The following is a 23921-nucleotide window of genomic DNA, read 5'->3' as shown; positions in this document are numbered from 1 at the left end:
ACCCGCGGGTGACAGCTGACAACTGACGGCTGACAGATAACAGATTTCAGATAACAGATTTCATCATCTGTTATCTGTCAGTCGCCGCCCGCCCCGGCGGTCGCCCGGCGCCGCAGGAAGGCCGCCGGCAGGCCGCCGGGCAGGACCGCCCGAGGCCATGGTCAAAGCCCGCCCCCAGCGGGCATGCTGCTGCTCCGGCACCCGAGGAGGAGTCACCATGGCCCAGGTCACCGTCACACTCGACGCCAACCTCGCGATCGACGCGATGATGCTCTCCGGCACCAAGAACCCGCAGGACGCCGTCGAACTCGTCCTGCGCGACTACCTGGCCCGCGGCCGCCGCACCGAGACCCGCACCGGCGACGCCACCGACGGCCAACGGCTCACCGAGAGCCGCCCCACGGACCACGAGGGCTGACCCGGCACCCGGGCGGCACGCAACGGGCCCCGGAGAGCAACAGCTCTCCGGGGCCCGTCCGTTGACCGTCCTCAGCGCGCGCAGGCCCCCGTGGAGCCGCGCATGACCAGCTCCGGCTGGAACATGAACTCCCCGCGCTGGACCGCGTTCCCGCCGACCTCCTCCAGCAGCGCGTCCACCGCCGCGGTCGCCATCGCCTCGACCGGCTGGCGGATCGTGGTCAGCGGCGGCTCGGTGAAGGCGATCAGCGGCGAGTCGTCGAAGCCGACCACCGAGACGTCGTGCGGCACCGACAGTCCACGCTGCCGCACCGCCCGGATCGCCCCGAGCGCCATCATGTCGCTGCCGCAGACGATCGCCGTGCAGCCCTTGTCCAGCAGTGCGCCGGCCGCCGCGTGCCCGCCCTCCACGCTGAACAGCGTGTGGTGGACGAGTTCCTCGGCCTCCTCCTGGCTCCGTCCCAGCACCTCGCGCATCGCCGCCGTGAAGCCCTCGATCTTGCGCAGCACCGGCACGTACCGCCGCTGCCCGACGGCCAGCCCGATCCGCTCGTGCCCGAGTTCGGCCAGGTGCTGGACGGCCATCCACATCGCGGCCCGGTCGTCCGGCGAGATGAACGGCGCGTCGATCCGCTCGCTGTAGCCGTTGATCAGCACGAACGGCACCCCGCGCCCGGTCAGCCGGGCGTAGCGGTCGTGGTCGGCGGTGGAGTCGGCGTGCAGCCCGGAGACGAAGACGATGCCCGCCACACCCCGGTCGACCAGCATCTCGACCAGTTCGTCCTCGGTGGACCCGCCCGGCGTCTGGGTGCACAGCACCGGGGTGTACCCGTGCCGGCTGAGCACCTGCTCGATCACCTGAGCCAGTGCGGGGAAGATCGGGTTGCTCAGCTCCGGCGTGATCAGCCCGATCAGGCCGGCGCTGCGCTGGCGCAGACGGGTCGGCCGCTCGTAGCCGAGCACGTCGAGCGCCGCCAGCACGGTCTGCCGGGTGGCGGCGGAGACGTTCGCCTTGCCGTTGAGTACGCGGGAGACGGTGGCTTCGCTGACCCCCGCCTGCGCCGCGATGTCTGAGAGTCGCGCCGTAGTCACGGTCCCAGAGCCTATTGCAACCACGTCAGACCGCCCACCAGCCGGTGCTGTCCGGCGCGAGCACCGTCTCGCCGCCGTCGACCACCAGCTCCACCGAGGAGAGCAGCAGCTTTCCGGGCGCCGCTATCCGGACCGGCTCGTCCGTGGCGTTGACGGTGCAGACGAAGGAGCCGCGGCGGAACGCCAGGGTCCCCTCGGGGCCCTCCAGCCACTCCACGGCCGTCCCGGCGCCGAGGTCGTCCTGGGAACGGCGGACGGCGAGCGCGCTGCGGTACAGCTCCAGGGTGGACGCCGGGTCGCCGGTCTGCGCCTCGACGCTCAGCGCGGCCCACTCGGCCGGCTGCGGCAGCCAGGACGGCCCGCCGGCGACCGGGCCGAAGCCGTACGGGGCCTCGGTGCCGGACCACGGGATCGGGACGCGGCAGCCGTCGCGGTAGCCGTCCTGCCCGGCCTTGCGGAAGAACGACGGGTCCTGGCGGACCTCGTCCGGCAGGTCGGTGACGTCCGGGAGGCCGAGTTCCTCGCCCTGGTAGATGTACGCGGAGCCGGGCAGCGCGAGCATCAGCAGGGTGGCGGCGCGGGCGCGGCGCAGGCCGAGCTCGCGGTCGCCGGGGGTGCGGATCTGGGTGCCGAGGCCGGGCGGGTTGGCGAAGCGGGTGGCATGCCGGGTGACGTCGTGGTTGGACAGCACCCAGGTGGTGGGGGCGTCGACCGGGCGCATCGAGTCGAGCGAGACGTCGATCACCTCGCGCAGCGCGGCCGCGTCCCAACCGGTGCCCAGGTACTGGAAGTTGAAGGCCTGGTGCAGCTCGTCGGGGCGCACGTAGTTGGCGGTGCGCTGGACGGTCGGGGTCCAGGCCTCGGCGACGCCGATCCGCTGGCCCGGGTACTCGTCGAGGATCTTGCGCCAGCTGCGGTAGATCTCGTGCACGCCGTCCTGGTCGAAGAACGGCATGACGTCGTTGCCGAGCAGCTTGAGCTGGTCCGCGCCGCCGAGGTCGGGCAGGCCGGGGGCCTTCACCAGGCCGTGGGCGACGTCGATGCGGAAGCCGTCGACACCCATGTCGAGCCAGAACCGCAGGATCGAGCGGAACTCGTCGGCGACTGCCCGGTTCTCCCAGTTGAAGTCGGGCTGCTCGGGGGCGAACAGGTGCAGGTACCAGTCGCCGGGGGTGCCGTCCGGGTTCTCGCTGCGGGTCCAGGCCGGGCCGCCGAAGATGGACTCCCAGTCGTTGGGCGGCAGTTCGCCGTTCTCGCCCTTGCCGGGACGGAAGTGGTACCGCTCGCGCAGCGGGGACTCGGGGCCCTCGCGCAGGGCGCGCTGGAACCACTCGTGCTGGTCCGAGGAGTGGTTGGGGACGAGGTCGACGATGATCCGCAGCCCCAGCTGGTGGGCGTCCCGGATGAGCGCGTCGGCGTCCAGCAGGCTGCCGAACATCGGGTCCACTGCGCGGTAGTCGGCGACGTCGTAGCCCGCGTCCGCCTGCGGCGAGGCGTAGAACGGCGAGAGCCAGACCGCGTCCACGCCGAGGTCGCGCAGGTACGGCAGGCGGCTGCGGATGCCGGGCAGGTCGCCCATGCCGTCGCCGTTGGAGTCGGCGAAGCTGCGCGGGTACACCTGGTAGATGACCGCGTCCCGCCACCAGCCTCTGGAGGCGCCGCCAGTCACAGGAGCCGGGGTGACCGCCTCGTGGGCGGCGGCGTCGGCGGCAGGCCGGGAGGTGTCGGCCAGGTTCTGGGTCATGGACGGTATCCCTTGGGGACTAGAGGAGCGAGGAGCGTTACGACTTGGAGGCACCGGCGGTCAGACCGGTGACCAGGTGGCGCTGCACCAGGTAGAAGAAGGCTGCCGACGGGATCGCGATCAGCACGGCGGTCGCGGCCATCAGGTTCCACTGGGCGTCGTGCTCGCTGACGAAGGTCTGCAGGCCCACGGCCAGCGTGTACTTGTCGGAGCTGAGCATGAAGGTGGAGGCGAACGGCACCTCGGCCCAGTAGGTGAGGAAGGAGTAGAAGGCGGCCACCGCCAGGCCCGGGCGGGCGAGCGGCAGCACCAGCCGCCAGAAGGTGCCGAACGGGCTGAGCCCGTCGACCCGGCCGGCCTCGTCGATCTCCACCGGGATGGTGTCGAAGTAGCCCTTCAGCAGCCAGGCGCAGTACGGCACGGTGGTGGTCGAGTAGACCAGGATCAGGCCCAGGTAGCTGTCCAGCAGGCCGAGGTCGGAGAGCATCGTGTACATCGGCACGATCAGCACCGCGATCGGGAACATCTGGGTGACCAGCAGCGACCACATCAGCGGCCGGTGGCCGGGGAAGCGCATCCGGGAGACGGCGTAGCCGGTGGTGGCGGCGACCAGGACGCCGAACACGGTGGTGACGCCGGAGACCAGGAGGGCGTTGCCGAACCAGGTGAAGAAGTCCGTGTCGAACAGCACGTGGTGGTAGTTCGACAGCGTGAGCTTGTCGAGGATCGCGCCGGGGTGGAGGTAGTCGGTCTTGTCCGGGCCGAGCGAGACGAAGAGGATCCACGCCACCGGGAACAGCGCGATCAGGCCGGCCACGATCAGGGTGCCGTGGGACAGCGCCCTGACCAGCGGGCTGCTCTCGCCGCGCCGGCGGGCCTTGGCCGGCCGGGCGGCCGGGGCCACGGCCGCCGCGGGGGTGGGGAGTTCGGTGGTGGTGCTCATCGGGGGTACCTGCCTTCGTGGGTCAACTGGGTCCGGGGCCTCAGCCGTTGGCCTGCTCGTTGCGGGCGAGCCAGCGCCGGTAGAAGGCGGTGAAGACGATCAGGATGGACAGCAGGATCACGCCGTAGGCGGCGGACTGCGCGTAGTCCCGGGGGATCTGGCCGAAGCCGAGGCGGTAGGCCCAGGTGACCAGCAGCTGGGCGTCGGGCGCACCGGTGCCGAAGAGCAGGAAGATGACGTTGAACTGGTTGAACGTCCAGATCACGCCGAGCAGGACGACGGTGGAGGAGACGGCCCGCAGCCCGGGCAGGGTGACGTACCGGAAGCGCTGCCACGGCGTGGCGCCGTCCATCTCGGCGGCCTCGTACAGCTCGGCCGGGATCGACTGCAGGCCGCCGAGCAGCGAGATCATCATGAACGGCACGCCGGCCCAGGTGTTGACCAGGATCGCGGCGGACTTCTGCGCCCACGGGTCGGTGAGCCAACCGGGTTCGGGCAGGTGGAGGAAGCCGAGCATGCTGTTGACGACACCGCCGTCGGACAGCATCAGTCGCCAGGAGAAGACGGTGACGAAGGTCGGCACGGCCCAGGGCAGGATGAGCAGCATCCGGTAGACGGCGCGGCCGCGCAGCTTCTTGTTGAGCAGCAGGGCGAGGCCCAGGCCGAGGGTGTAGTGCAGGAAGACGCAGATGGCCGTCCAGGCGATGGTCCAGACGAAGTGGGACCAGAAGCGGTCGTACGAGCCGGGGCCCCACAGGATGTCGGCGTAGTTGTGGAAGCCGACGAAGTTGTAGCTGGCCGGGATCTCGTTGACGCCGATCTTGCGGGCGACGTTGAGGCTGTTGGCGTCGGTCAGGGTGAGCCAGAGGCCCTGGACCAGCGGGTAGAGCACCAGGGCACCGAGGACCAGCACCACGGGGGCGATCATCGCGTAGGCGTACCAGTGCTTGGCGTAGGAGCGCTTGACGCGTTCCAGCAGGCCCGGACGCTGCTCGCGCTCCGGGCTGCCCTTGCCGGTGGCGCCCTGCACGGCGACTGACATCGATTGACACCTTCTCGGGGGGAAGTCTCGGGGAGAGCGGGTCCGGCCGCCGGGCCCGCCGGGTGGCCGCCGCCGCTCCAGCCGGACAGGGCCTGGAGCGGCGGCGGCCCGGACGGCCGACGGCGACTACTTGGCGAAGCCCGGCAGCAGCTTGGCGTAGTCGGTGGCGACGGTGTTCAGCGCGTCCTGGGTGCCGGTGCCCTGGACGGCCTTGCCCAGGTTGGTGCCGAGCGAGGAGAACAGCGAGCTGTACTCGGGCAGTTCGGGGCGCGGCTTGGCGCTGCCGAGGACGGCCTGGAAGCCGGCGATGCCGGGGTCGGCCTTGACGTCGGCGGTGAAGGCGTCGGAGCGGGTCGGCAGGGTGGAGTTCTTCTGCGCGATGAAGGCCTGGCTCTCCGCCGAGGTCATGAAGGCGGCGAACTTCTCGGCGGCGGCCTTGTGGGCCTGGTCGGCACCGGCGTAGACGGAGATGTTGTGCCCGCCGGTGGGCGCACCGGACTTGCCGCTGGAGCCCGCCGGGACGGGCGCGATGCCGAGGTTGTTCTTGTCGGCGAACGCGGCGCCCTTGTAGATGTTGGTGATCTCCCACGGGCCCTGAACGATGGCCGCGACCTTGCCGTTGTTGAAGGCGTCCATCATGTGCGCGTAGGCGTCGGTGGTGACGTCGGCCTTGGCCATGCCGGGCGCGGTGAACATCGTCTTGTAGGTCTCGATGGCCTTGACGGCCTCCGGCGAGGTGACGGTGATCTTCTTGCCGGCGGCGTCGACGGTGTCGGTGCCCTCGCCGAACAGGAACGGCATCGCGTAGTAGCCGTCCGCGGCCTTCAGCCAGAAGCCGTCGACACCGGCCTTGTCCTTGAGCGCGGCGGCGTCGGTCTTCAGCTCGTCCCAGGTCTTGGGGGCGGCGGTGATGCCGGCCTTGGCGAACAGCTCCTTGTTGTAGAGCAGGCCCAGGGTGTCGGTGACCAGCGGCACGCCGTACAGCTTGCCGTCGAACTTGGCCTGCTGGATCAGGCTGGGCTGGAAGGCGGAGGTGTCGGCGACGGCCGGGGTGCCGTCGAGCGGCTCCAGGTAGCCGGCCTTGGCGAAGGCGGCGGTCCAGCCGACCTCGGAGCGGAACACGTCCGGAGCGCCCTTGGCCCCCATGGCGGTCTGGAGCTTGTTCTGCGCCTGGTCGAACGGGACGTTGACGAAGTCGACCTTGACGTTCGGGTTGGCGGCCTCGAACTTCTTGACCAGCTCCTGGTAGTTCGGCGCCTCGTTGGTGGCGTTCGAGGTGTCCCAGTAGGTGAGGGTGACCGGCCCGTCGGCCTTGCCGTTTGAGCTGGAGCCGCTGCTGCCACAGGCAGCCATCGAGACCGCGAGGGCCACAACGAGGGCAGAGGCCGCGATGCCACGCCGCATGAGAACTCCTTGGGAGGGTGGGGGTGCCCGAGATCTTCGGAGACAGGCGCATAATGGCTGCCTCGTGCCGACTGCACCGTTGCTGCCGTCGGGCTCGGAAGGAAGTTAACAGCGGTGCAATAGCGACGGAAAGTCCTTGCAGCAAGTTTCTGCAAGAAACAGCGATCGTTACGCCCACGTGTCCTGGACGTAGCCGCACGGTAGTTGACAGTGCGACCAAATGTCCGGGTTCGCCCGCTTCGAGCCGGTACCGGATGGCCGAGAGCACCACCATCCCTGGCCGAAAACCGCTTGCAGCAGACTGAACGCATGCGTATCAGAGCCGCCATGAGGGACGAACTGCCGCTGCTGTGCGAACTGGAGCGGGCCGCCGGGGCCCCCTTCGCCGCGATCGGCATGCCGGAGATCGCCGACGACGAACCACCGGCCCCGCACGAGCTGGCCCACTACCTGGACACGGGCATCGCCCTGGTCGCCGTCCCCGACGCGACCGACCTGCCCCACGGAACCGACCTGCCCCAGCAACCCGGTCCCGGTCCCGGTCCGATCGCCGGCTACCTGCTCGCCGAGCCGGTGGACGGCGCCCTGCACATCGAACAGGTGTCGGTCCACCCCGACCACGCCCGCCGGGGCATCGGCCGGGCACTGATCGAACACCTCGCGGCCGGCACCGACGCCCCCGCACTCACCCTCACCACCTTCGCCGACGTCCCCTGGAACGCCCCCTACTACGCCCGCTGCGGCTTCCGCCCGCTCGCCGACCACGAGCTCACCCCGGGCCTGCGGGAGATCCGCCGCAAGGAGGCCGAGCACGGTCTCGACCGCTGGCCCCGGCTCTGCATGCGCCGGGACCTCGCGCGGGACCTCCAGCAGGACCTCACGCAGAACCTCACCCCGGACGTGCCCGGAGCGCTCAGCTGACGCCCAGCCGCAGCACGGTGGTCGAGCGGAACTCCTCCCCCGGCCGCAGCACGGTGCTCGGGAACGCCGGGTGGTTGGGGGAGTCCGGGAAGTGCTGGGTCTCCAGCGCGATCCCGGCGAACGGCCCGTACGGGACACCGCTCGCGCCGGTGACCGCCCCCTGGAACTTGTTGGCCGTGTAGACCTGGACACCCGGCTCGGTGGTCAGCACCTCCAGGGTGCGCCCGCTGACCGGGTCCTCCAGCAGCGCCGCCCGGGCCGGGCCGCCGTCGGCCGGCCGGGCCCGGAGCACCCAGTTGTGGTCGTAGCCGCCGGGCCCGGCCAGCTGCGGGTGGTCGTCGTGCACCGACTTGCCGATCGGCGTGGCCACCGTGAAGTCGAACGGCGTGCCGGCCACCGGCTCGGTCCGCCCGTACGGGATCTGCCGCTCGTCGGCCGGGGTGTAGGCGTCGGCGTCGAGGGTGAGCAGGTGGCCGAGGACGTCGCCGTTCCCTTCACCCGCAAGGTTGAAGTAGGCGTGGTTGGTCAGGTTGACCACGGTCGGCTTGCTGGTGACGGCGCGGTAGGCGATCACCAGCTCGCCGGCCGGGTCCAGGGTGTAGGAGACGGTGATGTCCAGCGCGCCGGGGAAGCCCTGGTCGCCGTCCGGGCTGTGCAACCGCAGCCGCACCCCGCCCTCGATCCGCTCGGCCTCCCAGATCCGCTGCGCGAAGCCGTCCGGCCCGCCGTGGATGGTGATGCCGCCGCCGGTCGGGGCGAGCGGGTGCTCCTCGCCGTCGATGGTGACCCTGGAACCGTCGATCCGGTTGGCGTACCGGCCGACCACGGTGCCGTAGTGCCGGGCCGGGCCGAGGATCTGCGTCAGCTGGTCGGTGGAGAGCAGCAGTTGGGCGGGGCGCCCGGCGCGGTCCGGGCCGGTGAGGGTGTGCAGGGTGGCGCCGAGGGTGAGCACGCTCGCCTCGTACGGGCCGGCGGAGAGCGTCCAACGCTCGATCGCGGCGCCCGCGCCCGAGGGGTCGAGGGGTTCGTGCCGCACGCTGGTGGCCTCGCTCGCCATGGCCTGCTCCTCACTGGCGGTCGCGGGGTGCCGTGACCGCCCCGGTTCCGGGTCCGTCCAGGGGGTCGCCGCGGCGCCCCCACGTCTGCGTCAGCCTAGGGCGTGTCTGACAATTCGCGCCCGGCGGGAATCGTCAGACACGCCCTGACGACGGCGACCGCCCCGGGAGCGCTCCCGTGCCTCCGCGCGCCGCCCGGGCACCCGCCGCCCACGCCCCCCTGCCACCGCGGGCTACGCCTCCTCGGGCTCCGCCCCCGGCCGGGCGGCCCCGCGCGGCTGCGTCGGCAGCCCGAGGGCGGAGGCCAGGCCGTCCGGCCCGCTGCCCGCCTTGCGGTAGACCGCGGCCAGTCGGCGGTTGACCAGGCTGAGGTGCACCCCGAGCTCGTCGGCGATGCGCTGCGGCGGCACGCCCTGCACCGCGAGGTTGGCGACCTCCCACTCGGGCTGGCTGAGCGTCTCCCGGAAGTCGCGCAGCCCCAGCCGGTTGGGCCGCAGGCCGTAGTTGGCCAGTTCCCGCCGCGCCTGGTCGACCAGCCCCTCGGCCGAGCAGTGCTGGGCCAGTTCGATGCCCTGGTACAGGTACTCCTGCGCGTCCTCCAGCCGCCCGACCCGGCGCAGCGCGGCGCCGAGGTCGACCAGCGCGACGGCGTGCTCGTACCCGGCCGGCGACTGGCCGAGGTACATCACGGCCTGCTCCAGCAGCTCGACCGCCTGCTGGCCGTCCTCGATCTGGGCGTTCAGCCGCAGCGCGGTGCCGATCGCCGAGGCGGTGCCGAAGGTGCGGGCGTCCTGGACGGCCTTCTGGGCGTACTCGCGGGCGCGGTCGGGCTCGTCGGCCGCGATCGCGATGGCGAGGTGGCCGGCCCAGGGCGCCCAGACGGTGTTGTGCCAGCCGCGGGCCTCCAGTTGGGCGCCGGCCTCGGTGAGTGCGGCGGCCGCCCCGGCGTAGCGCTTCTTGGCGATCAGCAGCTTGCCGTACAGCGAGGGCGCGTCGGGCAGCACCATCGCGGTCGTGTGGTACGGCGGGTGGAAGCCGAACTCGACGGCGAGTTCCCAGGCCTCCTCGGTCCGGCCGCGGGCGAGCAGGGTGTCCACCAGGACGCCGACGGCGTCCCAGGCGAGCGGCAGCTTGGGGCCGATCCGCTCGGACAGTCGCAGTGCGCGGCGCAGGAAGTCCTCGGCCTCGGCGAGCAGGCCGCGGCGGAAGCGGGCGAGGCCCATCAGGAAGTACGCGAAGCCCCGGTGGGCACCGCTCCACCCGGCGACCTCGAACTGGATGATGGCGTCCGCGAACAGCCGCTCGGCCTGGGCGATGCGGTCGTTGTAGGTGTAGGTGAGGCCAAGCATGGAGGGCAGTTCGAAGCCCCAGGTGCTGTCGGTCCAGCCGAGTCCCTTGGGCAGGCGGCTGGCGTCGAGGACGGCGTCGGCGTAGGTCAGCGCCTCGGCGGAGGGGGCGCCGCGCAGGGTGAGGTCCCAGGCGCGCATCGCGAGGACGGCCCGGTCGGCGGCGTCGCGGGTGCTGAGGCCGTCGCACATGAGGCCGAGCCGGGTGGACCGGCCGGGCCCGTCGTCCTCGGACTTGCGGAAGGCGTGCCACATGAACGAGGCGGCCTGGAGCCGGAGTCGGCCGGCCGGGTCGGCGGTCTGCTCGGCCTCGTCCTGGCAGACCACTGCGGCCTGGCGCAGTTCGCCGCTGTGTGCGAGCACCTCGGAGAGCCGGAAGGTGGCGTCGACCCGCAGTTCGGGGCGCAGCGGCCCCTCGTCGGGGTCGAGGGCGAGCTTGAGCTGGTTGACGGTGGCGACGGGGTCGGTGAGCAGGGCGGAGCAGCCCAGTTCGTACAGCACCTCGGCGCGGATGTCGTCGGCCGGGGGTTCGTTGAGGGCGCGGTGCAGGCAGCGCTGGGCGGCTTCGGGGGCGCCGATCAGCAGGTGTTCGACGGCGGCCCGGCGCAGTTTGCGGACGGTCTTGTCGTCGCCCTCGCCGGAGAAGGTCTCGACGAGGTGGCGGGAGGCGGCGAGCAGGCCGAGTCCGGCGTTCTCGATCTCGGCGGCGGCGACGCCGTGCATGCCGGTGCGGGTGGCCTCCGGCATGGTGTTGTAGATCGAGCTGCCGATCAGCGGGTGGACGAACTCCAGGTTGCCGTTGGGGGTCTGGGTGAGCACGCGCTGCTTGCGCAGCTGCTTGATGGCGTCGCGGGCGCCCTCGGTGGTCTGGGCACAGATCCGGGTGGCGAGGTCGACCCGGATGTCGGTGCCGAGCATCGCGCAGGCCCAGGCGAAGCGCAGGGTGCCGGAGCCGAGCCGGTCGATCCAGCTCTTGAGGGTCATTCCGGTGGCGTCGACGGCGAGTTCGCGCAGTTGCTGGGAGTTCTCCTCGACCGGTTCGAGGTCCTGGTCGCGGACCTGGTCGAGCAGGGCGACGGCTTCGAAGGGGTTGCCGTTGACGACGTTCCAGAACTCGTAGCAGAAGGCGTCCTCGGCCTTGTCGCCGAGTTCGGCGCGGATCATGTCGGTGACGGAGACCAGCGAGAGCCGGTTGAGTTCGTGCTTGCTGGTGGCGAGGCCGAGGACGGCCTTGCGGTGCTGCTGGATCTCGGTCGGCCAGTCGTTCTCGTCCTCGCGGAAGGCGAAGACGAGCAGGACGGGCAGTTCGCGGGAGCGGACGGCGAACTGGGTGAGCCAGGAGAGCGACTCGTGGTCGCCCCAGTGCAGGTCGTCGACGATCATGACCAACGGGGCCCGGCGCGGCGCGAGTTGGGTGAGGACGTAGTCGAGGCCGTCGCGCACGCCCTGGGGGTCGAGGCGGCGGGCGCCGGCCTTGGGCCGCTTGAGGCCCATGGCCGGTCCGACGACCTCCTCCCAGGTGCCCATGACCTGGCGGAACTCGTCGGGCTGCAGGCTGGTGAGGAGGGGCTGGAGGAGCTGGCGCAGCACGTGGTAGGGCTCGTTGAACTGGCGCTCGCCGCCGCGGGCGAACAACACCTCGGCGCGGTCGCGGAGTTTGGCGACCCGTCGGACCTCGTGCAGCAGGCTGGTCTTTCCGATGCCGGGGCGGCCGGAGAAGGCGAGCAGTTCGCCGATCTCGGTGCCGCCGGCCGCGAATTCGCAGCAGAGTTTGTCGACGGCCGTCTCGACGGAGCGGAGTTCGGCGTCGCGGTCGCGCAGCCTGACCCTCGGCGAGGTGCTGTCGCCGTCCCGGCCGGAACCTGATCCCGTCCGAAGTTCGTTGTCCTGCTCGGTCACCGTCGTGCCTCCGCCTCGCCACTCGCGTCACAGCCCGTGTCGCTGCTCGCATCACTGCCCGTGGAGCCGAGGTTAGCGCTGCGTGGCACTCGCTGTGGGGCATTCGCGCAGGCTGGGGCGGACGGTGAGGGTTCGGACGCCTTGCCAAGGGCAATTGCCCTATACCCCTAACGTCCGATCATTACATCAGATACCCTACGGCCCGCGAGGCGAAGATGATCTTTCGCTATCACCCTCTCCCCGGAAGCCTCGCCGCGTCAACTCCCCCCACACCCAACGTTCGAACCACTAGTACCCCCACCCTTCGCCGCACCGGGAGTCCGATGTCTGACGACACCTCACTTCAGATTCCGTTCCCGCACCGTCGCAGCCCGCACGGACCGCAGGCCACCGCGCTGCACCGTGACTGGCTGGTCCGCCACCCGCTGCTCCCCGACGTCGACCACCCCGGGTACGCCCACTGGGACGTGGTCGACCTCGCCGCCCTCGGCTACCCCGACACCGGCCCGGACGAACTCTCCCTCGCCGCCGACCTGATGGGCTTCTACTTCCTCTTCGACGACCAGTTCGACGGCCCGCTCGGCCGCCGCCCGACGGAGGTCGCCCCCATCTGCGAGCGGCTGATCGCCGTCCTGCACGGAGCCCGCCCCGACCAGGACTCGCCGGTCGAGACCGCCTTCGCCGACCTCTGGGACCGCAGCGTGCGCGGCATGCCCGCCCGCTGGCAGGCCCGCGCCGCGTACAACTGGGAGTGGTACCTGGCCAGTCACCCCGCCGAGGCCGCCGGCCGCATCTCCACCCGGCCACCCGACCGCGACGGCTACCTGGTGCTCAGACGAGGCACCGCGGCGATGGAGACCATCTTCGACATGGTCGAACGCCTCGGCCAGTTCGAGGTGCCCGCCGCCGTCCTGCACCACCCGGTGCTGCGTCAACTGCGCCAGCTGGCAGCCGACATCCCCTCGCTCAGCAACGACGTCCGGTCGTTCCCGCTGGAGGCCCCGCGCGGCGACGTCAACAACCTGGTGATGATCGTCCAGCGCGAGCGCCGCTGCTCGGCCGAGGAGGCCTGCGCGGTGGTGCTGGAGGAGGCGCAGCTGATGGTCGAGCGGTGCCGGGACCTGCACGGCCGACTGCCGGACGTCTACCGGGAGTTGGGGCTCTCCCGGGTCGAACGGACGATCGCCCAGCGGTACGCGGACGGGCTGGTCACCTGGCTCGCCGGCTACCTGCACTGGGAGTCCCGCACCGGCCGGTACCACGCGGTCTGACACCGTCCCGGACGGAGCGCGGAGACATGGTGCGCGCCCCGCGCGACCGCCGGAACGCGCAACCCTCCGTACGGGCCGGGCGCACGGACCGTAGCCGCGCCCGCGCCGGGCGGCTATCGTGCTCGACGGCGGACGCCCCGGCGGGCATCCGCCCGGAATTGCGTGTCCACACCCTCCCGCCGGGCCGCCCCGCGCCGGGCGCGGCCCGGCGCGCCGCCCCGCCACCCGGTCCGGGCGGCGCCCGACGTCGCGAGGAGACACCAGAGCATGACGGTCTACCAGCCCCCCGGCACGCCCGGCAGCATCGTCGCCTACCGCTCCCGGTACGAGCACTGGATCGGCGGCGGCTGGACCCCGCCGGTGCGCGGCGAGTACTTCGGCGACCCGACCCCGGTCACCGGCGAGGTGTTCACCGAAGTCGCCCGCGGCACCGCCGAGGACATCGAGGCCGCGCTGGACGCGGCCCACGCCGCCGCCCCCGGCTGGGGCCGCACCCCGCCCGCCGAGCGGGCCCAGGCGCTGCTGCGGATCGCCGACCGGATGGAGGCGAACCTGGAGCGGCTGGCCGTCGCGGAGAGCTGGGAGAACGGCAAGCCGGTGCGCGAGACGCTGGCCGCCGACCTCCCGCTCGCGGTCGACCACCTGCGCTACTTCGCGGGCGCGCTGCGCGCCCAGGAGGGCGGCCTGTCCCAGCTGGACGAGGACACCGTGGCGTACCACTTCCACGAGCCGCTGGGCGTGGTCGGCCAGATCATCCCGTGGAACTTCCCGATCCTGATGGCGATCTGGAAGCTCGCCCCGGCGCTCGCGGCCGGCAACGCGGTGGTGCTCAAGCCCGCCGAGCAGACCCCGGCCTCGGTGCTGCTGTGGGCCGAGCTGACCGCCGACCTGCTGCCGCCCGGCGTGGTCAACATCGTCACCGGCTTCGGCGAGGAGGCCGGCGCCCCGCTGGCCTCCAGCAACCGCATCCGCAAGATCGCCTTCACCGGCGAGACCACCACCGGCCGGCTGATCGCCCGCTACGCCAGCGACAACCTGATCCCGGTCTCGCTGGAACTCGGCGGCAAGAGCCCCAACCTGTTCTTCGCGGACGTCGCCGACGCCTCGGACGCCTTCTACGACAAGGCGGTCGAGGGCTTCGCGATGTTCGCCCTCAACCAGGGCGAGGTGTGCACCTGCCCCAGCCGGGCGCTGATCCAGTCCTCGGTCTACGAGCGGCTGCTCGCCGACGGCCTGGAGCGGGTGCGCGCGATGCGCCAGGGCGACCCGCTGGACACCGAGACCCAGGTCGGCGCCCAGGCCAGCGCCGAACAGCTGAAGAAGATCCTCTCCTACTTCGAGATCGGCCAGGCCGAGGGCGCCAAGCTGCTGGCCGGCGGCGAGCGGGCCGACCTCGGCGGCGCCCTGGCCGGCGGGTACTACGTGACGCCGACGGTGTTCGAGGGCGTCAACAGCATGCGGGTCTTCCAGGAGGAGATCTTCGGCCCGGTCGTCTCGGTCACCCGCTTCGAGGACTTCGCCGAGGCGATCACCCTCGCCAACGACACCCAGTACGGGCTCGGCGCGGGCGTCTGGACCCGCAACCTCAACACCGCCCACCGCGCCGGGCGCGCCATCCAGGCCGGCCGGGTGTGGACCAACTGCTTCCACGCCTACCCCGCCCACGCGGCCTTCGGCGGCTACAAGAACTCCGGCATCGGCCGGGAGAACCACAAGGCGCTGCTGGAGCACTACCAGCAGACCAAGAACCTGCTGGTCAGCTACTCCCCGGACGCGGTGGGCCTCTTCTAGCCGGGCCGCGGCCCGCACGGAACACGGAACGCGGAACCAGGAACCACATAAACACGGAGCGGGAGGCCGGTCCCGGCCTCCCGCTCCGCCGCCACTCCCCGTGGCCGCACCGCGAACGCCCGTTGGGACGTCCACGCTGCGCAACCCTCCGTAGGGCAAAACGCCCATTTCGGGATCTAAGCACATGAATACGCGATTTTCTCGACGCGCCGCCGACATGCCCGAACACACCCGGCGAACGCCGTAGACAGGACTCCCCGTCCCTCACCCCCCGGGAGTCCCGATGACCATCTCCCCCGCCAAGCTCTCCGACCCCACCGTGCGCGCCTTCGTCGCCGCGGTCAACGCGGGCGACCGCGACGCCTTCCTGGCCACCCTCACCCCGGACGCGACCATGTCCGACGACGGCTCCGACCGCGACCTGCCCCAGTGGATCGACAAGGAGATCTTCACCGTCCGCGGCCGGATGGACGTCCAGACCGAATCGGACGGCGGCCACGCGCTGATCGCCAACTTCACCAACGACACCTGGGGCGAGATGCGCACCGCCTGGCGCTTCACCCTCACCGGCCCGAAGATCACCCGCTTCGAGACCGGCCAGGCCTGACGGCTCGGGACCGCGCCCGCCGCTACCCGGACAGCCCCAGGCACCCCCGCACCGCACGGATCAGGTTGCGCGAGCGGATGTCGCCGGTGACGCCCGGCTGCATGCCGTTGGTGACGTAGCCGAAGCCCAGCCCGAGCTCCGGGTCGGCGAAGCCCAGCGAGCCGCCCCGGCCGGGGTGGCCGAAGCTCGCCGGGGAGGCCATCGGCGCGGTCGGGCCGTGCCGCCAAAAGCCCAGGCCGAAAGTGGAGTTGACGATCAGCACCCGGTCCGGTCCGCTCACCTCGGGCCCGACCGCGCGGGTCAGCACCCCGGGCCCGAGCAGCGGCGGCAGCAGCGCGCCGGAGCCGTCCGGGCGGTCGGCGGCGCCGATCAGCGCCGCGTAGAACCGGGCCAGCGAGCGGGCGGTGCCGATGCCTCCCGCGCCGGGGATCTCGGCGGCCTGCACCGCCGGGTCGTTGAGGTCCACCCCGGGGCGCACCGAGGCGAAGGACCGCGCGGTCAGCGAGGCCGGGTCCTGGTAGGCGTCCCGGACGGACTGCTTGGGCCGCAGCCGCAGCCCGCTCGGCCCGGTCCGGGCCGCCTCCGGGGCGGGCAGGTCGACCAGCCGGCCGACCCTCGGCGCGGCCCCGGCCGGCAGCCCGATCCACAGGTCCAGCCCGAGCGGCCGGGCGATCTCCTCGGCGAAGTACTGGCCGATCATGCGCCCGCTCACCCGCCGCACCACCTCGCCGACCAGCCAGCCGAAGGTGTACGGGTGGTAGCCGTGCGCGGTGCCCGGCTCCCAGGCGGGCGCCTGCGCGGCCACCGCGGCCACCGCGCGCTCCCAGGTGAGCACGTCCTCCAGCCGCAGCGGCACGTCCAGCGCGGGCACCCCGGCCTGGTGCGACAACAGCCAGCGCACCGGCACCCCGCCCTTGCCGGCCTGCGCGAACTCGGGCCAGTAGGAGGCCACCGGGGCGTCCAGGTCGAGCAGGCCGCGCTCGGCCAGCAGCAGCGCGGTGGTCGCGGTCAGGCCCTTGGTGACTGAGCGCAGCACCTGGGCGGTGTCCGCCGTCCAGGGCACCGCCGGCGCGGGCCGCCCGCCGACCTCGGGCCGGGCGTCACCGCCCCACAGGTCGACCGCCTTGCGACCGCGCACGTACAGCGCGAAGGCCGCGCCCAGTTCGCCGTACTCGTGGAAGTTCCGCGCGAAGGCCTCCCGTACGGGCTCGAACCCCTCGGCCGTCTCGCCCCAGATCTCCACCACCGCGCGCCACCCTCAGCCTGTCCGGTTCCTGCGTTCCCGCCCGCGTCCAATCGTGCACGAATCACATGCGGATCACATGCGAATCGAGCTCGGATCGCACTCGAAAAGCGTTCGAAGCGGGCCCCGAAACCCTAACCTGTCCGTCATGACCAACCCTGCCGAAGAACTGCTGGACGTCGTCGACGAGCACGACCGGGTGATCGGGACGGCGCTGCGCGGGGAGGTGTACCGGCAGGGGCTCACCCACCGGTGCGTCTTCATCCTGGTCCGCGACCCGGCCGGGCGGATCTTCGTCCACCGCCGCACCGACACCAAGCTGTTCGCCCCCGGCGCGTACGACATGTTCGTCGGCGGCGTCGTCGGCTCCGGCGAGACGTACGCCGAGGCCGCCGTCCGCGAGGCCGAGGAGGAGCTCGGCGTGCACGGGATCACCCCGCGCCCGCTCTTCAAGTTCCTCTTCCGGCAGGACCGGCTCTCCTGGTGGAGCGACATGTACGAGGCCGAGTGGGACGGCCCGGTCCAGCCGCAGGAGTCCGAGGTCGCCTGGCACGCCTGGCTCACCCCCGCCGAGCTCGCCGACCGCCTCGCCCGCGACCACTTCGTCCCCGACGGCCGCGAGGCCTACCGCCGCTACCTGGACCTCCACGCCGCATAGGCCCCGCCCCGGACGGCGGATAGGGTGGCGCGCATGGCCTCCCGTACGCCGTCGCCGACGGCCGCCCGCGCTGCACGGACCCCCGCCCCGGAGCAGGCCCCGGAGCAGGCCCCGGAGCAGGCCCCGGACCGGGCGGCGGGCCGGACGCCAGGCCGGGCGGCTGCCGGTGAGCGGCCGCGCCGCAGGCTCAGCGTGGACGAGCGGCGCGAACAGCTGATCGCCGTCGCGCTGGAGCTGTTCAGCCGGCGCCCGCCCGAAGAGGTGTCGATCGACGACATCGCCGCCGCCGCGGGGGCCTCCCGGCCGCTGGTGTACCACTACTTCCCCGGCAAGCAGGCGCTGTACGAGGAGTCGCTGCGGCGGGCCGGGCGGGAGCTCTCGGCGCGCTTCGAGGAGCCCGCCGACGGGCCGCTGTCCGAGCGGCTGTACCGGGTGATGGGCCGCTACCTGGACTTCGTGCAGAGCCACGGGCCCGGCTTCGCGGCGCTGCTGCGCGGCGGCTCGGTGGCGGCCAGCGCGGGCACCTCGGCGGTGATCGACGAGGTGCGGCGGGCCGCCCACGACCAGATCCTCTCCCACCTGGCGATCCCCGCGCCGAGCCCCGGGCTGCGGCTGACCGTCCGGGCCTGGATCGCCAACGCCGAGATCACCTCGCTGGAGTGGCTGGCCGAACGCTCGGTGCCGTTGGAGGACCTGCAGCTGCACCTGGTGCAGGAGTTCGTCGCCACCCTCACCCTCACCGCCGCCCGGGAGCCGGCGCTCGCCGCCGAACTCGCCTCGTTCTTCGCGGACGAGCGTCCTGACGGCCCGACCGGGCGCCTGGTGCGGGAGCTCGCCGGGCTGTTCGCCGTCCCCGGGATCGCCGAGGCGGTCACCGCGCTCGCCACCGCACCGTCCGGCGAAACGTCCCCGCAGGCCACGGGCGAAACGGCCGCGGCTCCCATCGGGTGATCCGCCGGTTCGGTCCCGACAGCGGGCTCTGATAGGAATGAGCACGGATCCGACGGCACGCCGCCACGGCGCGCGCGGACCCACCCGAACCAGCGGACCGCAGACGCAGCAGAGCGGGGGGCTCAACAGTTGACCCAGGACGTCCAGTTCAGCGCGGAGGCCAATCCCTTCGCAGCGGCGGAGCAGGTCTGCGCGACCCTCGGCACGCTCACCGACGCCCTCTTCGACGAGCGCACCTCCCGCCATCCGGCGGCCTCGCTCAGCACCCTGCGCCCGGCCGAACACCCCGCCGCCGAGGCGCTGTTCGGCCTCCCGCTGGCCCCGAACGGCCCGGTGCACGCGGCCGTGGACCGGCTCGGCACGGTGCTCACCGCCGGCACGGCCCGCCCCGGTAGCGGCGCCCGGGTCGCCGACCGGGTGACCACCGCCCTCCACACCCGCTACGGCGGCGGGGCGGTGCGCGGCGCGATCGCCGACCGGGGCACCACCTCGGCCGCGCTGTTCCACCTGCCGGTCACCGGCGAGTTCGCCGACCCCAAGCTGCGCCCGCCGTTCGCCCCGGCACTGGCCGCGCTGGCCGCCGGGCAGCAGACCCGCCAGCCGGTCGAACTGGCCACCGGCGCGGGTGCCGAGGTCCGGCTGGTGGTCCCGCCCGGCTTCCACCCGCTGACCTCCCCCGGCGGTCCGGCCGGGGTCTGCTCCCGTACGGTGCCCGCGCCGGCGGGCGGGGCGGGCGACGTCGCCCCGGCCACCGCCGCGGCCGCCGAGGAACTGACCGGGCATCTGGCCGAGGTCGCCGAGGAGCTGTTCAGCGGTGACGGTCCGGATCGGCGCCGCGACTTCGCGGTCATCGCCGCCACCCTCGCCGACCTGGTCCACGACGCCGGCACGGTCTACGCGGGCGTCTGCGCGCTGGACGTGGACGGCCGGGCCTCCGACGCCGCCCTCGTCGTCTCGCTCGCCCGGCACCCGCTGCCGATCACCGCGCTCGCCACCGAACTCGCCACCGTCCGGCGGCACGCCGAGGTGTGGACGGTCCTGCTGCCGGCCGGGCCGGCCGCCGTCCTGGTCGAGGGACGGACCGTCCCGGTGCCGGGGCCGCTGTCCGCCGACGGGCAGCGGCGCTGGGTGGTCACCTCGGCGGTCGAGGCCTTCGTCCCGCTGCCGGACGGCGGCACCGTGCTCTGCGTCCAGCTGTCCACGGCGCAGCCGGAGGACTGGGACCTGTACACGCGGGCGTTCGCGGAGCTGCTGAAGAGCGTTCAGTTCGGCTGGGACGGGGAGGTGGCCGGCGCCGCGCCCGTGCCCGCCACACCTGCTGCCGCTCCCGCTCCCGTTCCCGTCGAGAAGGAGCCGGAAGAGGCGGAGGAGGTGCCGGCGGACCTGCGCGGCACGCCGGTGCAGCTCCCGCCCGAGGACTTCAACCCGTTCGCGCCCGTCGCGGAGGCCTCCCCGGCCGACGCCGAGCCGCAGGCGGCGCCAGCCAGGCGGAAGGGCACGCCGGTCATGGTGCCCCCGCCGGACTTCAACCCCTTCGCCCCGGAAAGCCTCCCGCCCACCCCGGACACGTCCCCGGCAGCGGCCGCCCCGACCACCGACCCGTTCGGCACGGTGACGGCCGACCAGTCGGACCCGTTCGGCACCACGCTCGCGGCGCAGGGCCCGGCCGTCCCGCCGCCGCCCTCCGCGCCGCCGGCCGTTCCCGCGCAGGCCGTTCCCGCGCAGGACGCCCCGCGCAAGGGCACGCCCGTCATGGTTCCCCCGCCGGACTTCAACCCCTTCGCCCCGGAAAGCCTCCCGTCCACCCCGGACGAAGCGACGGAGACCGACGCGGCGGAGGCTTCGGGCCCGGAGACCAGGCCGTTCGGCTGAGCCCCGGCAACGGCCCCCTCCGACCGGATCCAACCCCAGGGGGCCGCGACAACGCGACGCCGAGAGCCGGCAGTTGGCCGCTGCCACGGACAACGCCCGGACGCGACAGGAGGGTTGGCGAGGCCCTGCGCCGTCAGCCCGCGCGCCGGGCCAGGTGGACCACGTCCGGCACGCCGCGGCTGACCGGGATCTCGTGCGTGACGACGTCGGAGAAGCCCACCGCCCGCAGCGCCTCCTCGAAGTCAGCGGAGGGCTGGGCGCTCCACACCGCCAGCACCCCGCCCGGCTGCAGCCGGTGCCAGAGCACCGCGAGCCCGTCGGCGCCGTACAGCCCGGCGTTGGAGTCGGTGACGGTCCAGTCCGGGCCGTTGTCGATGTCGAGGCACAGCGCGTCGTAGCGCTCGCCGTCGGCCGCCGCCAGGTACTCCAGCAGGTCGGTGTGGAGGACCTGGACCCGCTGGTCCTCCAGCGCGCCGCCGGAGAAGGCGCCGAGCGGCCCGTTCCGGTGCCAGTCGATGATGGCGGTCTCGCGCTCGACGATGGCGATCCGCCCCCAGCGCGGCTCGGCCGCCGCGTACGCCAGCGAGAAGCCGACGCCGAGGCCTCCGATCAGCACCGAGGGCTCTGCGGGGGCGCCGGTGCGGTCCAGTTCGTCCAACGCCGCCTGGATCAGCAGGCGTTCGGAACGGCCGTCGGCGGTGTCCATCAGGAAGCAGCCGTTGGCGATGATCTCGAAGTGCCGACCGCGCCGGCGCAGTACCACCTCGCCGAACGGGCCGTCCCGCCGGTCGAGCGTGACGACGGCCTCGTGAGCGTCCCGTTCGGGCAGTGCGGTGGACATGCGGCTTCCTCAGCGGACTCGGGTGCAGGAGCGTCCCGGCGGACGAGTACCCGCCCGACAATAGCCGAGTCCGCCCCTGCGCCCGTCACGTCGTGACCAGCACCCCGGCGTAGGAGACGCCCGCGACGACCACCCAGGAGCCGAGCCCGAGCAGGGCGAGCCGCCCGCCGGTGCGGACCATGGTCGGCAGGTGCACGGCGCTGCCGAGACCGAACAGCGCGGCGGCCAGCAGCAGTTCCTGGGCGTCCCCGGCGAGGGTGAGCGCCCGCTCCGGAAGCACCCCGGCGGTCCGCAGCACGATCATCGCGAGGAACCCCGCCACGAACAGCGGGACGATCGGCGGGCGGCTGCCGGTCTTGACCGGGTTCTTCGCAGGGTCTTCCCCCGACTCCTGGTCCGCCCCGACGACGGCCGCCCCGCCCCGTCGCGCCCGGCGCCGCACCGCGATGGCCATCCCGGCGACCAGCGGCGCCAGCAGCACCACCCGCATCAGCTTGACCAGGACGGCCTCCCGCAGCGCGCCCGCCCCGCCGGTCTGCGCGGTGGCGACCACCTGCCCGACGTCGTGCACGCTCGCGCCGACCCACCGCCCGAACTCCACGTCGCCCAGCCCGAACGGCTGCTGGAGCAGCGGCAGCACGGCGATGGCCAGCGTCCCGCACAGGGTGACCAGGGCCACCGAGGCGGCGACGTCCTCCTCCTCGCTGCCGGCCGCCTGGCTGACCGCGCCGATCGCCGAGGCGCCGCAGATGGAGTACCCGGTGGCGACCAGCAGCGGCTGGTCGCCCGGCAGGCCGAGCCGTCGGCCGAGCCAGAGCGTGCCGGTGAAGGTGGCCGCGACCACCGCGAGCACCATGGCGACGGTGGCCCAGCCGAGGCCGAGCACGTCGTCCAGGCTGAGCTTGAGCCCGAGCAGGACGATCCCGAGCCGCATCAGCCGCTTGCCGGCCATGGACAGCCCTGGCCGGGCCACCCCGCGCACCACCGGGCGCAGCCCGGGCAGGTGGGCCGCCGCCATGCCGAGCACGACGGCGGCGGTGAGCTTGGGCACGGCGGGCACGGCCGCGTGGACGGCGATCGCGGCGGCCACCCCGGCCGCCGCGAGCAGCAGGCCGGGGGCGTCCCCGCCGAGCGGGGGCAGTGAGCGGGTGCGCGTGGCGCGCTCCCGGAGGGTCAGTGCCACGCCGCCCTCACTGCTGCTGGTCGGCGGGCAGCCGGTAGACGCGCCGGATGCTGGTGCCGAGCCGCGAGACGTCCGCGCCGTACACGTGGATGGAGATGGCGGTGCTGTTGCAGGCGTTGCGCACCAGGTGGATGTCACCGGGCGGGGCGAAGGCCGCGACGGTGCCGGCCGGGCCGGCGACGTGCTCGGTCTCGACGAGGTGGGCGGTGCGGCCGTCGGAGACCAGCCGGTAGCGGGTCTCGCTCTCCTGGCCCTGGTGGACGCCGGCCACGCACCACGAGACGTGGTCGTGGATCGGGGTCTGCTGGCCGGGCAGCCAGACCAGGGCGACGACGGAGAAGCCGCCGTCCTCCTCGGCGTGCAGGACGTGCTGGCGGTAGCGCTTCGGGTCGCCCTCGCGCTGGGCGGGGGTGAGCAGCGCGTCGGGCCCGTCGGGGTCGGCGTGCAGGTGCGGGGCGAGGCGTTCGCCGACCAGGTAGGCGGTGAGTTCCGGGGGCAGTCCGCGGTCCACGACGGCACGGATCTCGCCGATCAGGGCGGTCATCCGCTCGGTGAGCCGGTCGCTGCCGACCGTGGCTGGGGGTGTCATGCCAGCAGGTTCGGCTGCACCGACCCATCACGTCCAACGATGGTTCTTAAGCTTCCCCCCAACTTCAGCTTATGAATCGCCCCGGCGAGCACCCACCGGAGCCACGACTCAGCACCCGATCCGGTCAGCACCCGATCCGGCTGGCCGCCGCCCGCCGCAGATGGTCCAGCACCAGCCCGGTGGCCGGTATCCGCCGGTGCTCGCGCAGCACGTACGCGCTCACCTGCCGACGCAGGTGCGGTTCGACGGCCCGCCCGGTGACCTTGCGGTGGCACATGAAGGAGAGCACCAGCGCGGGCATCAGCGCGATCCCGACCCCGGCGGCGACCAGGCTCTGGACCGCGAGGTTGTCGTCCGTGGAGAACACGATGTCCGGCGCGAAGCCCTCCTCCGCGCAGACGTTCAGCAGGTTGGCCCGGCAGCGCGGGCACCCGGCGATCCAGCGCTCGCCGTCGAGGTCGACGAGCCGAACGGCGTGCCGACGGCCGAGCGGGTGTCCGACCGGCAGCAGTACGGTGAGCAGGTCCTCCATCAGCGGGATCTCGTCCAGCCCGTCGGGCACCTCGGTCGCGCCGCCGGGGTAGCGGAAGGCCAGCGCGATGTCGCACTCCCCGCGCAGCAGTCGCTGGACGGAGTCCGGCGGTTCGGCCTCCAGCAGCTCGACCCGCACACCGGGGTGTTCGGCGAGCAGCCGGGCCATCGCCTCGGGTATCAGAGTGGCGTTGGCGCTGGGGAAGGCGCAGACCCGCACCCGCCCGGCCCGCAGCCGGGCGAGCGCGGCGAGCTGCTGCTGGGCGGCGGAGAGGCTGCCGAGGATCAGTTCGGCGTGCCGGGACAGCGCCTCGCCCGCCTCGGTGAGCCGCAGTCCGCGCCCGGCCCGGGTGAACAGCGCGACGCCGACGGTGCGTTCGAGCGCCTTCATCTGCTGGGTGATGGCGGGCTGGGTGTAGCCGAGCTCGCGGGCGGCGGCCGAGTAGGAGCCTGCTCTGACGACCTCGTGGAACGTCCTGATGTGCCGTGAGTCGAATACCGGCTCCATGGCCCCTCCCCCG

Annotated in this window: 20 protein-coding genes; 8 read left to right on the top strand and 12 right to left on the bottom strand. The window is 72.9% G+C overall.

What is annotated here, in order from left to right; genetic code table 11:
• Nucleotides 1–217 precede the first annotated feature (217 nt).
• Nucleotides 218–418, top strand: a complete 201-nt coding sequence (locus ACFV6D_RS22915) for a hypothetical protein (protein WP_063350127.1) — start codon at nt 218–220, stop codon at nt 416–418.
• A gap of 71 nt (nt 419–489) precedes the next feature.
• On the opposite strand, the gene ACFV6D_RS22910 is transcribed toward ACFV6D_RS22915, so the two are convergent.
• The 5 genes from ACFV6D_RS22910 to ACFV6D_RS22890 form a co-directional block, all read right to left on the bottom strand.
• Nucleotides 490–1509 (bottom strand): LacI family DNA-binding transcriptional regulator, encoded by a 1020-nt coding sequence (locus ACFV6D_RS22910; protein ID WP_208869121.1) that lies wholly within the window; start codon nt 1507–1509, stop codon nt 490–492.
• A gap of 25 nt (nt 1510–1534) precedes the next feature.
• Nucleotides 1535–3253 carry a glycoside hydrolase family 13 protein gene (locus ACFV6D_RS22905; RefSeq protein ID WP_380560967.1) on the bottom strand — a complete coding sequence of 573 codons (1719 nt, stop codon included), beginning with the start codon at nt 3251–3253 and terminating at the stop codon, nt 1535–1537.
• Between the two features lie 37 nt (nt 3254–3290).
• The gene (locus tag ACFV6D_RS22900; RefSeq protein ID WP_063350125.1) at nt 3291–4196 is read right to left on the bottom strand and encodes a sugar ABC transporter permease; all 906 of its coding nucleotides are present in this window, start codon (nt 4194–4196) and stop codon (nt 3291–3293) included.
• A gap of 40 nt (nt 4197–4236) precedes the next feature.
• Nucleotides 4237–5238: a carbohydrate ABC transporter permease gene (locus ACFV6D_RS22895; protein WP_063350124.1), complete on the bottom strand. Its 1002-nt coding sequence runs from the start codon at nt 5236–5238 to the stop codon at nt 4237–4239.
• 126 nt (nt 5239–5364) lie between these two features.
• Nucleotides 5365–6642 (bottom strand): extracellular solute-binding protein, encoded by a 1278-nt coding sequence (locus ACFV6D_RS22890; RefSeq protein WP_380373758.1) that lies wholly within the window; start codon nt 6640–6642, stop codon nt 5365–5367.
• A gap of 309 nt (nt 6643–6951) precedes the next feature.
• On the opposite strand from ACFV6D_RS22890, the gene ACFV6D_RS22885 reads away from it, so the two are divergent.
• A complete protein-coding gene (locus ACFV6D_RS22885; protein ID WP_380560966.1) occupies nt 6952–7563 on the top strand; it encodes a GNAT family N-acetyltransferase in 612 nt (203 codons plus the stop codon).
• On the opposite strand, the gene ACFV6D_RS22880 is transcribed toward ACFV6D_RS22885, so the two are convergent.
• On the bottom strand, nt 7556–8620 hold the full coding sequence (locus ACFV6D_RS22880) for an aldose epimerase family protein (RefSeq protein WP_380428248.1): 1065 nt from the start codon (nt 8618–8620) through the stop codon (nt 7556–7558). The genes ACFV6D_RS22885 and ACFV6D_RS22880 overlap by 8 nt on opposite strands.
• 231 nt (nt 8621–8851) lie before the next feature.
• A complete protein-coding gene (locus ACFV6D_RS22875) occupies nt 8852–11863 on the bottom strand; it encodes an ATP-binding protein (RefSeq protein ID WP_380560965.1) in 3012 nt (1003 codons plus the stop codon).
• A 323-nt stretch (nt 11864–12186) separates the two neighbouring features.
• Between ACFV6D_RS22875 and ACFV6D_RS22870 the strand changes: the two genes are divergently transcribed.
• From ACFV6D_RS22870 to ACFV6D_RS22860, 3 genes are all read left to right on the top strand, one after another.
• A complete protein-coding gene (locus tag ACFV6D_RS22870) occupies nt 12187–13134 on the top strand; it encodes a hypothetical protein (protein WP_063350121.1) in 948 nt (315 codons plus the stop codon).
• 267 nt (nt 13135–13401) lie between these two features.
• Nucleotides 13402–14925, top strand: coding sequence for an aldehyde dehydrogenase family protein (locus ACFV6D_RS22865; protein ID WP_063350120.1), 1524 nt, complete (start codon nt 13402–13404; stop codon nt 14923–14925).
• 283 nt (nt 14926–15208) lie between these two features.
• Nucleotides 15209–15532, top strand: coding sequence for a nuclear transport factor 2 family protein (locus ACFV6D_RS22860; RefSeq protein ID WP_363377241.1), 324 nt, complete (start codon nt 15209–15211; stop codon nt 15530–15532).
• A 22-nt stretch (nt 15533–15554) separates the two neighbouring features.
• Here ACFV6D_RS22860 and ACFV6D_RS22855 read toward each other — a convergent pair whose 3' ends face one another.
• Complete coding sequence (locus tag ACFV6D_RS22855) at nt 15555–16778, bottom strand: serine hydrolase domain-containing protein (protein ID WP_380560964.1); 1224 nt, start codon at nt 16776–16778, stop codon at nt 15555–15557.
• A gap of 145 nt (nt 16779–16923) precedes the next feature.
• On the opposite strand from ACFV6D_RS22855, the gene ACFV6D_RS22850 reads away from it, so the two are divergent.
• The 3 genes from ACFV6D_RS22850 (at nt 16924) to ACFV6D_RS22840 (ending at nt 20256) form a co-directional block, all read left to right on the top strand.
• Entirely contained in the window at nt 16924–17433 is a 510-nt protein-coding gene (locus ACFV6D_RS22850; protein WP_063350117.1) for an NUDIX hydrolase, read from the top strand.
• A gap of 33 nt (nt 17434–17466) precedes the next feature.
• On the top strand, nt 17467–18384 hold the full coding sequence (locus ACFV6D_RS22845; protein WP_380560963.1) for a TetR/AcrR family transcriptional regulator: 918 nt from the start codon (nt 17467–17469) through the stop codon (nt 18382–18384).
• A 129-nt stretch (nt 18385–18513) separates the two neighbouring features.
• Nucleotides 18514–20256 (top strand): hypothetical protein, encoded by a 1743-nt coding sequence (locus ACFV6D_RS22840; protein WP_380560962.1) that lies wholly within the window; start codon nt 18514–18516, stop codon nt 20254–20256.
• A 133-nt stretch (nt 20257–20389) separates the two neighbouring features.
• On the opposite strand, the gene ACFV6D_RS22835 is transcribed toward ACFV6D_RS22840, so the two are convergent.
• The 4 genes from ACFV6D_RS22835 to ACFV6D_RS22820 form a co-directional block, all read right to left on the bottom strand.
• The gene (locus tag ACFV6D_RS22835; protein ID WP_063350114.1) at nt 20390–21097 is read right to left on the bottom strand and encodes a hypothetical protein; all 708 of its coding nucleotides are present in this window, start codon (nt 21095–21097) and stop codon (nt 20390–20392) included.
• 85 nt (nt 21098–21182) lie between these two features.
• Complete coding sequence (locus tag ACFV6D_RS22830; protein ID WP_380560971.1) at nt 21183–22274, bottom strand: YeiH family protein; 1092 nt, start codon at nt 22272–22274, stop codon at nt 21183–21185.
• A 13-nt stretch (nt 22275–22287) separates the two neighbouring features.
• The gene (locus ACFV6D_RS22825; protein ID WP_380342271.1) at nt 22288–22869 is read right to left on the bottom strand and encodes a cysteine dioxygenase; all 582 of its coding nucleotides are present in this window, start codon (nt 22867–22869) and stop codon (nt 22288–22290) included.
• Between the two features lie 124 nt (nt 22870–22993).
• Complete coding sequence (locus ACFV6D_RS22820) at nt 22994–23908, bottom strand: LysR family transcriptional regulator (RefSeq protein WP_063350112.1); 915 nt, start codon at nt 23906–23908, stop codon at nt 22994–22996.
• Between the last annotated feature and the right edge of the window lie 13 nt (nt 23909–23921).

Origin of the sequence: Kitasatospora sp. NPDC059812, assembly GCF_042732075.1 — a bacterium.
GTDB lineage: Bacteria > Actinomycetota > Actinomycetes > Streptomycetales > Streptomycetaceae > Kitasatospora.
This window is presented reverse-complemented; position numbering and strand designations above follow the sequence as displayed.